The organism is Bradyrhizobium sp. (assembly GCF_049586575.1).
Lineage (GTDB): Bacteria > Pseudomonadota > Alphaproteobacteria > Rhizobiales > Xanthobacteraceae > Bradyrhizobium.
Map to the genome: position 1 here is coordinate 1 of NZ_JBAVCF010000096.1, position 9,753 is coordinate 9,753.

The 9,753-nt window shown below is 61.9% G+C and carries 8 protein-coding genes; 4 read left to right on the top strand and 4 right to left on the bottom strand.

Features of this window, described 5'->3' with window-relative positions; all coding sequences use genetic code 11:
- Positions 1-150: 150 nt before the first annotated feature.
- Positions 151-1,287: a cysteine desulfurase family protein gene (locus WB528_RS03400; RefSeq protein ID WP_423887022.1), complete on the bottom strand. Its 1,137-nt coding sequence runs from the start codon at positions 1,285-1,287 to the stop codon at positions 151-153.
- A 302-nt stretch (positions 1,288-1,589) separates the two neighbouring features.
- Between WB528_RS03400 and WB528_RS03405 the strand changes: the two genes are divergently transcribed.
- Positions 1,590-2,237 (top strand): alpha/beta hydrolase, encoded by a 648-nt coding sequence (locus WB528_RS03405; protein ID WP_072825226.1) that lies wholly within the window; start codon positions 1,590-1,592, stop codon positions 2,235-2,237.
- 6 nt (positions 2,238-2,243) lie between these two features.
- A complete protein-coding gene (locus tag WB528_RS03410; RefSeq protein ID WP_423887023.1) occupies positions 2,244-2,756 on the top strand; it encodes a DUF1697 domain-containing protein in 513 nt (170 codons plus the stop codon).
- Here WB528_RS03410 and WB528_RS03415 read toward each other — a convergent pair.
- Positions 2,751-3,440, bottom strand: coding sequence for a glutathione S-transferase family protein (locus WB528_RS03415; protein ID WP_423887025.1), 690 nt, complete (start codon positions 3,438-3,440; stop codon positions 2,751-2,753). The two genes, WB528_RS03410 and WB528_RS03415, sit on opposite strands and share 6 nt — an antisense overlap.
- A gap of 75 nt (positions 3,441-3,515) precedes the next feature.
- On the bottom strand, positions 3,516-4,616 hold the full coding sequence (locus tag WB528_RS03420; RefSeq protein WP_423887026.1) for an anhydro-N-acetylmuramic acid kinase: 1,101 nt from the start codon (positions 4,614-4,616) through the stop codon (positions 3,516-3,518).
- 184 nt (positions 4,617-4,800) lie between these two features.
- Between WB528_RS03420 and tyrS the strand changes: the two genes are divergently transcribed.
- Both tyrS and WB528_RS03430 read left to right on the top strand, forming a co-directional pair.
- Positions 4,801-6,054: a tyrosine--tRNA ligase gene (gene tyrS, locus WB528_RS03425; RefSeq protein ID WP_423887027.1), complete on the top strand. Its 1,254-nt coding sequence runs from the start codon at positions 4,801-4,803 to the stop codon at positions 6,052-6,054.
- 99 nt (positions 6,055-6,153) lie between these two features.
- Positions 6,154-7,392 (top strand): MFS transporter, encoded by a 1,239-nt coding sequence (locus WB528_RS03430; protein WP_423887028.1) that lies wholly within the window; start codon positions 6,154-6,156, stop codon positions 7,390-7,392.
- A gap of 12 nt (positions 7,393-7,404) precedes the next feature.
- Here WB528_RS03430 and WB528_RS03435 read toward each other — a convergent pair.
- Positions 7,405-9,753: DUF3971 domain-containing protein (locus WB528_RS03435; protein WP_423887029.1), on the bottom strand; the 2,349-nt coding region annotated here is incomplete at its 5' end.

The following is a 9,753-nucleotide window of genomic DNA, read 5'->3' on the forward strand; positions in this document are numbered from 1 at the left end:
GGCGAACCCGATCGACCGTCTCTTGTACGGCAGCCATTCAGTCCTCCGCTCGCGGTTTCAAGGACCGCGGTGGATCAAAATCTCGACGTCTCTTACGATGTCTTCCCGACGAAATCACCCTCTTAGAATGGTTCAAGCTGTGTTTCGTCGCTAACCCTTAAGTAAGCGACCGGAGAGGTTTCGCCAAGCCTCCAGGCATCGATCTACGTACGCGTCCTGCGTGGACCAGCCCATACTGAGCCGCACCGCGCCTTGGCCGATGTCGCGGTCAAATCCCATCGCTCCCAGCACATGCGACGGTTGTACCTTGCCGGAGGAGCAGGCCGACCCCGAGGACACGGCAATACCAGCCAGATCGAAGCCGATCACCGCGGTTTCGGCCCTCAAACCGGGAACCGTATACAAAGTGGTATTTGGTAACCGCTGAACGGAGCTGGAAAACACGATGGCGCCAGGGGTTAGCCGCAGGCCATCCTCCAACCGCTTTTGCAAGCCCCGGAGGCGGCGACTGTCGGCTGGCAAACCGGCCATCGCGGCCGTCGTCGCAGCGCCAAACCCGGCTATCCCGGCCACGTTTTCGGTTCCGGCACGACGGCTCAACTCCTGCCCCCCGCCGCGCAAGAGCGGCTCGGGTCCGGTCAATCCCTCCGCTAACACCAAGGCGCCGACGCCCTTGGGGCCACCGATCTTGTGCGCGGACAGCGAGAGCAGGTCGGCGCCTAATCCGCCCATCTCAAAAGGTATCTTGCCGAACGCCTGGACGGCATCGACGTGCAGGAGACCGCTGGCGGCGTGAACGATCCCGGCGGCTTCCGCGATCGGCTGGATGGCGCCGGTTTCGTTATTGGCCAGCATGATCGACACCAGCGTAGGCGGGCGATCGCGAAGCAATTCACGCAACTGGCCGAGATCAATGAGACCGTCGCGGGTGACGCTGATGCTTGCTATGGCTGTTTGCGGAAACCTTCCGCCGGCAAGCACGGAGGCATGCTCGATCGCGGAGACCACCAACCGCTCGACCGCAGCTCCATCTCGCCTCACACCCGGCGTAAGCGCGAGCACGTTGGCTTCGGTGCCGCCGGAGGTGAAAATCACATTCCGTGGCAGCGCCCCGACCGCGCTCGCAACAGCGGCTCGCGCTCCTTCAATCCACTTTCGCGCTTCCCGGCCCTCGGCATGAACCGACGACGCATTCCCCGGAAGATCCATTGCATCTGATACCGCGCGCCGCGCTTCGTCCCGAAGCGGCGTGGTCGCGTTCCAGTCGAGATAGACACGGTCGGACATTGAGTAAGATAATACCTTTATCAAGCGCAGGCTCATCCGGCGCGCGGCGCGTTATTGCTAATTGGCGTCGCTTCGATCTTCCCGCAATCCGGAAATGCTGTCTAACACCTTGAGCGGCCGAGCGGATGTTGAAAACCCTTGCTTTTTGCCCCTTGGCTTATGTTAGAACGCGGCCTCATCACGAACCGTCGTTCGCACACCTCCTCAAGGCGCCTGCTCCAGCTTTTCCTCTCCGTGAGGTCCTTTGCCAGAGCGCCAGATGATGCCAGCGACACACCGGTCGATTTCGCCAAGGACCGTCAATGCCTGAAGTTATTTTTACCGGCCCCGCGGGTCGTCTCGAAGGCCGTTACCATCCGGCGAAGCAGAAGAACGCACCGATCGCGATGATCCTGCATCCGCACCCGCAGTTTCACGGGACGATGAATCATCAGATCGTCTACCAGTGCTACTATGCCTTTGCCCATCGTGGGTTTTCGGTACTGCGCTTCAATTTCCGCGGCGTCGGCCGCAGCCAGGGCTCGTTCGATCACGGCACCGGCGAGCTTTCCGATGCTGCGTCCGCGCTCGATTGGGCGCAGACGATCAATCCGGAAGCGCGCGCCTGCTGGGTGGCCGGCTTCTCGTTCGGCGCGTGGATCGGCATGCAGCTGCTGATGCGCAGGCCGGAGGTCGAAGGTTTCATTTCGATCGCCCCACCGGCCAATCTCTACGATTTCTCGTTCCTCGCGCCCTGCCCGTCGTCCGGACTGATCGTGCATGGCGAGAAGGATGCGGTGGTGCCGCCGAAGGACGTCAATACGCTGGTCGAAAAACTCAAGACCCAAAAGGGCATCGTGATCGATCAGCAGGTCATCCCGGGCGCCAACCATTTCTTCGACGGCAAGCTCGAACCGTTGATGCAGTCGGTGACCGCTTATCTCGACATGCGGCTCGCCAACGTGCGCTGATTCCACATGACGGCATGGGTTGCGTTGCTCCGTGCGGTCAATGTCGGCGGCACCGGCAAACTCGCGATGAGCGAATTAAAAGCCATGTGCGAAGAGCTCGGCTTCACGTCCGCCAAAACCTATATCGCCAGCGGCAACGTGGTCTTTGAAAGCCGGAAGTCGGAAGCCGCGATCAAGACCGCGCTTGAAAAACGCCTGGCAGCCTACGCCGGCAAGCCGGTCGGCGTTCTCGTGCGCACCGCTGTGGAGATGGCACAGGTTGCGGCTGATAATCCGTTTCCGAAACTGGCGCCGAACCGCACGATGGCGCTGTTCCTGGATCGCACGCCGCCGGCCGCTACATTGGCCAGCGTCCGCGGCCAGAAGGACGAGAAAATTCGCCTTGGACGGCGGGAGATCTATATCCACTACGGCGAGGGCATGGCGACATCGAAACTCGTTATTCCCGCCGCCAAAGCCGGCACCGCGCGCAACTTGAATACGGTTGCCGCGCTTGCCACGATGGCCGCCGAACTATGAAGCAGGCTGCGCAGCGGCGGCGCGCGCCTGGAGCCGCGATATCCAGGAATTCCGCCGCTTGAGGAAGTCGCGCAGCAGCGCCGGGTATTCCGTGCTGACCGCTGACTTCACCGATGGCCGCGCCGCCAGCGAAGCACGCCAACGCGCAAGCTTCAGCTTATTTTCCAGAATGCCGAATTCGCCGATTTCGTCGAACACATCGAAATAGCGAAACACGGGTCCGAAGACCGCATCGACAAGCGAAAACGCCTCACCGTCAAACCATGGCGAAGCCGCGATACGGTCCTCAAGCCGCGCAAAGCGCGCTTCGAGTTGGGCGGCCTTGGTCTTGAAGGCGGCTTCATCAGGCGCCGAATAAAGCCCCGCAATATCGCTCAGTACGGCAGACCCAAATTCAATCCAGCCGCGATGCTCAGCCCGACGCAGCGGGTCGGCCGGGTGCAACGGCCTTGGCTCGGTCTCCTCAAGATATTCAAGAATGACCGCAGATTCGAAAATTGCGGTGTCGCCGACCTGCAAGACCGGCGTCCGGCCAAGCGGCGAGACCTTCAGGAACCAGTCCGGCTTGTTGGCGAGATCGACGTCGACGCGATCGAAGGCAACGCCCTTCTCGGTGAGCGCAATCAACGCCCGCTGCACATAGGGACAAAGCTGGTGGCTGATCAGCTTGAGGCGGCCGGACATCGATTTTCCCGACAGTTAAATGCAGATGCATTTAGTTTAGATGCAGATGCATTAACTGGTCAAGTTCGACGCCCTTCACGGTCGCGCGACGATGCCTCCGGTCATCGGGATCGGCACGCCCGTGGTGGCGGGATAGCTGAGCGGCAACCCTTTCAAGCCACGCGCGGCCAGAAAGCCGAAGGCCTGGGCTTCGATCGAATCGGTCGACCAGCCGAGCGCATCGGCCGCTTCGACGGGCGCCGGATGAAGCCTCTCACGCAGCATCCGCAGCATGGTGAGGTTACGCGCGCCGCCGCCGGCGACGACCCAGCTTTTCGGCGGCTTCGGCAGCAGCGGAACGATCTTGGCAATCGCAGCAGCGGTCAAGGCGGTCAACGTGGCAGCGCCATTGGCGGGCGAAGAATCGGCTAGCACCAGTTTGCCGAAATCGTTGCGATCGAGCGACTTTGGCGGCGGCAGCGCAAAAAACGGCAGAGACAAGGCCTGCGCCAGCCAACGCTCATCGACCGTACCTTGCGCCGCCATCCTGCCGTCGCGATCGAAGCGCTGGCCAAGCGAGCGCTGCATGAAATCGTCGATCAGTGCGTTGCCGGGCCCCGTGTCGCAGGCGATCAGAGTGTCGCCGTCGATATAGGTGATGTTGGAAACCCCCCCGATATTGAGCACCACAACCGGCCCTTCGCGCTCCAGGGATTGCGCGAGCGCGCGGTGATAGACCGGCACAAGCGGCGCACCCTGCCCGCCCGCAGCTACGTCCGCGGCGCGGAAATCGTGCATGACCGGGATATGGATCGCCCTGGCGAGCGCCGCGGCGTCGCCGATCTGCACCGTCATCTTCTCGGCGGGGCGATGCAGCACCGTCTGGCCATGGAAGCCGACGATATCGATATCTTCGCTGGCAATATGGTTGTGGGCCTTGAAGCTGGCGACGGCTTCGGCATGCGCCGTGGTCACCACCCGCTCGGCCTCATGGAGAATGCCAGGCCGCTCCTCCCGCGCCTGCAAGTGGGTGGCCTCCGTCAGGGCCTGGAGCAGCAGACGGCGCTCGACATCGGTATAAGGTCTATAGCCGGAAGGGCCGAATGCTTGGACGCGCTTGCCATCGGTTTCGATCATGGCGACGTCGACCCCGTCCAGCGAGGTCCCGCTCATCAGCCCTATGGCCGTCAACATCATCGTATTCTAGCCTCGGCCGTACCCTGGGGTTTAGCATGCAGGGTTCAGCGTGCGCGTTTACCTTGTGCCGAACGGGCACATCTTATAATGCCACAGCGCACGCGTTCGCAGCAGTCCACTATGGTTAAATTCCGGCAATTTGCTGCAAATACCGTAAAACAAAAATGATCGGGTTCGAAGAAAGATGACCGCTTTCAAGTCTGATTTCCTCACCGTGCTCCGAGAACGCGGCTTTATCCACCAGGCCTCGGACTTCGAGGGCCTGGACGCGCTCGCCGCCAAGGGCGAGGCCACGGCCTATGTCGGCTACGACTGCACGGCGCCTTCACTGCACATCGGCAACTTCCTGAGCATGATGATGCTGCATTGGCTGCAGCAAAGCGGCAACAAGCCGATCACGCTGATGGGCGGCGGCACCACGATGGTCGGCGACCCGTCGGGCAAGGACGAGACGCGTGCGATCCGCACCGTTGCCGAGATCGAAGCCAACAAGGCCTCGATCCGCGGCGTGTTCGACAAGGTGCTGCGCTACGGATCCGGCAAAAGCGATGCGGTCATGCTCGACAATGCGGAATGGCTGACCAAGCTCAACTGGATCGAGATGCTGCGCGACGTCGGCAAGCATTTTTCCGTCAACCGCATGCTGACGATGGATTCGGTGCGGCTGAGGCTCGAGCGCGAACAGGAGATGAGTTTTATCGAATTCAACTACATGGTCTGCCAGGCCTACGATTTCGTCGAACTTTCACGGCGCACCGGCTGCCGCTTGCAGATGGGCGGCTCCGACCAATGGGGCAACATCATCACGGGCGTCGATCTCGGCCGGCGCATGGGTACGCCACAGCTGTTCGCGCTGACGACCCCGCTCCTCACCACCGCCTCCGGCGCCAAGATGGGAAAGACCGCGCAAGGCGCGGTCTGGCTCAACGCCGATCAGTTTTCGCCGTACGACTTCTGGCAATACTGGCGCAACACCGAAGACGCCGATGTCGTACGGTTCTTGAAACTGTTCACGACATTGCCGATGAGCGAGATCGGCAAGCTGGCGGCGCTGCAAGGCGCTGAAATCAACGAAGCCAAGAAGGCACTGGCGGACGCCGCAACCACGCTGCTCCATGGCGCTGAGGCTGCTCGCCAGGCCGCGGAAACCGCGCGGCAGACTTTTGAAGAAGGCGCAATCGCGGAAAATCTTCCCACCGTCGAAGTGTCCCGTGGCGAACTCGAAGCCGGCATCGGCGTGCTCTCCGCTTTCGTCAAGGCGGGGCTGGTAGCCTCGAACGGCGAGGCGCGGCGCCAGATCAAGGGCGGCGGATTGCGCGTCAACGACGTCGCGGTCACCGACGAGAAGATGATGCTCAAGCCTTCGGAGCTGACACCGGAGGGTGTGATCAAGCTGTCATTTGGCAAGAAGCGCCACAGGCTCTTGAAGCCGGCCTAGGCCTCACCGCACCCGCCGCATCGCGCGGAGGTGAAGCTGCATAGGCGTATTCGCTTTTCACGCTTGCGGCGACACGCTGAAACGCGCTCTCTGCGCGGGATGGATCAAACAACGCCGCTGCAGGAAACGCCAACCAGGCCAACGCGCATCGCGCTGGGCGTGCTCGCCTCGTGCTTTGCGCTGTCGGTAATTGGCCGTGGATTGGGCGAGAGCTTTTCGGTCTTCCTGCTGCCGATTTCCGAAAGTTTCGGCTGGAACCGCGCTGACGTCGTCTCGGTCTATTCGCTGAGCGCGCTCGCGGGCGGCCTCGCCTCGCCGTTGATCGGCCGGCTATTCGATTATTCCGGGCCACGCAGCGTCTATTCGCTCGGGCTGTTGCTGATTGGCGGTGGGTTCCTGTTCGCCACCAATGCCACACATCTCTGGCAAATCCAGTTCAGCGTCGGCGTCAGCGTCGGCTTCGGCATTGCGCTCATCGGCAATGTGCCGAACTCGATTTTGCTCGGCCGCTGGTTCGGCCCGCGGCTGCCGACGGCAATGGCCGTGGTCTATTCCGCGACAGGCGCCGGCGTGCTGGCGCTGCTGCCGGCTTCCCAGGTCCTGATCGATCATGTCGGCTGGCGCGGTACGTATCAGGTGTTCGGCGTCGTTGCGCTCGCGTTGCTGCTGCCGCTTCTGATCCTGCCGTGGCGGCTGTTCTCAACGGGCGCGTCCCATCTCACCAAAGAGGCGGCGGCCGACGTTTCGGACGAAGGCTGGACGCTTGATCGTGCGGTACGCCACCACGCCTTCTGGGCGCTGTTCGCGACCTTCTTCTTCACGGCGATCGGCATGTATGCGCTCACCCCCCAGATCGTTGCCTACCTGATCGACGCCGGTTTTCCGCCGTTGCAGGCGGCGACCGCGTGGGGCTTTTCCGGCGTGGTGCTCTTGTTCGGCATGCTCGGCGTCTCCTGGCTCGACGGCATTATCGGGCGCAGGCCATCGGTGCTGTTTTCCTATGCGATGTCGATCTTCGGGATCTTCCTGCTCTGGCTGCTGCAATGGCATCCGAACTTCTGGATCCTGACCGGCTTTGTCGTGTGCTTCGGCAGCATGATCGGCTCACGTGGCCCATTACTGACGGCGACCGCGATGAAACTGTTTCGCGGAAAGCGCGTCGGAACGATCTACGGAAGCATCGCGATCGGCAGCGGGCTGGGCTCCGCCTTCGGCTCCTGGAGCGGCGGCCTGATCCACGACATGGCCCACAGCTATAATCCACTGATCCTTTATGCGCTGATCAGCGTAATCCTGGGCATGATCCCGTTTCTGGTGGTGCCGGCGTTGCGGCGCTGACAAACGGCGAAATCACCGCTCGGTAGTCGATTCCGGAAGCTCGACCGAATTGTTCTGCTTGCCGGTGTTGAACTCCATGATTTTCCTGGTGATGCCGGGGAATATCATTGAAATCGGATTGACGCGCAGCGTCGGCTTATCCGGCGTGCCGACAACCTCATAGGTAAGGCCGAATACGCCTTCATTGCTGCCGTTGCTGAGGAACAAATTGGCGATCGGAATCTGACCGAGAAGGTTGTTCAGCCCGTACAATGGAACGAAGGTACCGCTCATGCGCACCTGGTTGCCGGGATAGTCGATGGCGCCTTCGATCGTGCCGCCAATGGTCGGCCCCTTGAGGACGCCTTCCTTGATTGTCAGCTGCCCGTTCTGCCGGACGAACTCCGCGCGCAGCCGCGAGAAACTGATGCCGGCTTGCCCGCCCACCGGGCCGCCAGCCGCCAGCTTGTCGAGCGACGCCTCCCCTTTGACGGTGAAATCCCTGACGTTGAGCAATCCTTCCTTCGGGCTCGGCTCCGCCGTCGGCGGATCCAATGCCAGTTGAAGCTGTCCGCCGACGACCTTGGAATAGGTGTCGGTGAAGCGAAGCAGCGCGCCTGCGTCGTTGGTCTCGAGAAAGATCACCTCGCGGCCCTGCCCGCGGCCGCGCAAGTCGGCCGTGACGGGCGTGTCGCGTCCAAGCTTGCTCGTAAACGCAAAACTCTTGATCGCCCCGCCGCGGCGGGACATTTTGACATCGACGCTTCGCAAGGCCTCCCCGAAGAAGCCGGCAACCGCACCGAGCTTCACGTCAACGTCGAAATCGACGCTCTTGCTCTTGCTCTTCGACCCGGACTCCTTGCCGGAGATCGCGGTCTTCAGAAAACCACGGCCGTCGAACACGTCACCGCGCATGACGACCTTGATTACGCCGTCCGGCCCGCGATCGGCCCGCAGCGACGTCTTGTCGCCTTCGGATGGCGCGTAGGTCGGGAAGTTCGCGCTGATGAGATCGCCATTCTGATCGACTTCGACCGACCCCTTGATGGAAGCGCCGCCGCCCTCGATTACGATGTCTTCCAGACGGGTCGATTGCGGTTTTTGAACCACGTTGAACGTGGCGTGCGTCGACTTGCCTGACGCCTTGACCCAGCCAGGGAGAATATTATCGAGCTTCAAGGAAGTGAGATCGGCATCGATGCCAAGACGCGTATCGCCGCCGATCTTGCCGCTCAGCTTGACCGGGATGGAACCGCTGACCGCCGGCCCAAGGTCAAAACCAAACCGGGCACGGCTTGCTTCATCCAGCGTCGCCTGCAACTTGATGTCGGCCTCGCCGTCGTTCTGCTTGCGGTAGTCGAGCGAGGCCGGCTGGCCGTTGATCTTGACGTCACCCTTGACCTGATAGCCCTGATTGTTCGCGATCACCTTCAGCGTATTGGCCTCGAGTTTCTGATTCATCATCACACGGTCGGCGGCAAATCCGCCGAGATCGGCGGTGACGGTATAGCTCGTATCGGCCCGCGTGATGTCGCGCTTGATCGGCAAGGCCAATGTGACGAGCGCGGACGCCGTGCCCTTGCTCGCATTGGGATCGATCAGCGTCGCCGAAAGGTCGCTCAACTTGTCCGAGGCCAGAATTTCGGCCGCCGCCGGCACCGGACCGTCGATCCGGAATTTTACCTTGGCCTGCACCGGTTTCGGCGCCATATCCGCGATCTCGAACGCCGCATCGGAAACGTTAAGCTTGCGGCCGGCCGGCGTGTCGGCCACGCCCTGGCCGACGGTGACGCTCGCGGTCCGGCCGGTGATGTGCGCTTTCAGGTCGGCGTCGCGAATTGCCGGCAGCCCGTCGACCGGCCGCAACGTCACGCCACTTGCGACAATATTGACGTTGAGGCCGTCGTCGGGAATCGGCGGCCCTTTTCGCGAGAGATTTCGAACCGGAGAATTGACGCCGACTTCGATGCGCTGGATCGCGCCGCGCTCGACCCGGTCAACCACCCACTGGCGAACATCTGCAACGACCAGCGCGGGCCAGATCCGCTTGAGCGCCGATACCGACATCGGGGTACCGGCAAATCCCAGCATCATGCGAGGCTCGCCCGAGTAGTCGATGCTCCCGGTGCCGGCAACGCCAATCTCGCCATTGCTGAAATCGGCCTGCGTCAGGGTCACGTGTTTTTTGTCGGTATCGAAGCGCACCCCGATCGAGACGCGATTGAAGATGACCGGCGGCTCATTGTCGTTTCCGGCCAGCAAGACGGTTCCACCGCTAAAGCCCAACTGCCACTCGGTGGTATTGCCATTGGGCGGCTCAAGGGTGGCGAGCAGCGTGATCCTGTTCTGGCCGGAAATGATTTTGAATGGCGCTGCCAGCAC

Coding starts and splice junctions, on each gene's coding strand:
- WB528_RS03430 (WP_423887028.1), top strand. CDS start 6,154: ATGGATCAAACAACGCCGCTGCAGGAAACGCCAACCAGGCCAACGCGC.
- WB528_RS03410 (WP_423887023.1), top strand. CDS start 2,244: ATGACGGCATGGGTTGCGTTGCTCCGTGCGGTCAATGTCGGCGGCACC.
- WB528_RS03400 (WP_423887022.1), bottom strand. CDS start 1,287: ATGTCCGACCGTGTCTATCTCGACTGGAACGCGACCACGCCGCTTCGG.
- WB528_RS03420 (WP_423887026.1), bottom strand. CDS start 4,616: ATGATGTTGACGGCCATAGGGCTGATGAGCGGGACCTCGCTGGACGGG.
- tyrS (WP_423887027.1), top strand. CDS start 4,801: ATGACCGCTTTCAAGTCTGATTTCCTCACCGTGCTCCGAGAACGCGGC.
- WB528_RS03415 (WP_423887025.1), bottom strand. CDS start 3,440: ATGTCCGGCCGCCTCAAGCTGATCAGCCACCAGCTTTGTCCCTATGTG.
- WB528_RS03405 (WP_072825226.1), top strand. CDS start 1,590: ATGCCTGAAGTTATTTTTACCGGCCCCGCGGGTCGTCTCGAAGGCCGT.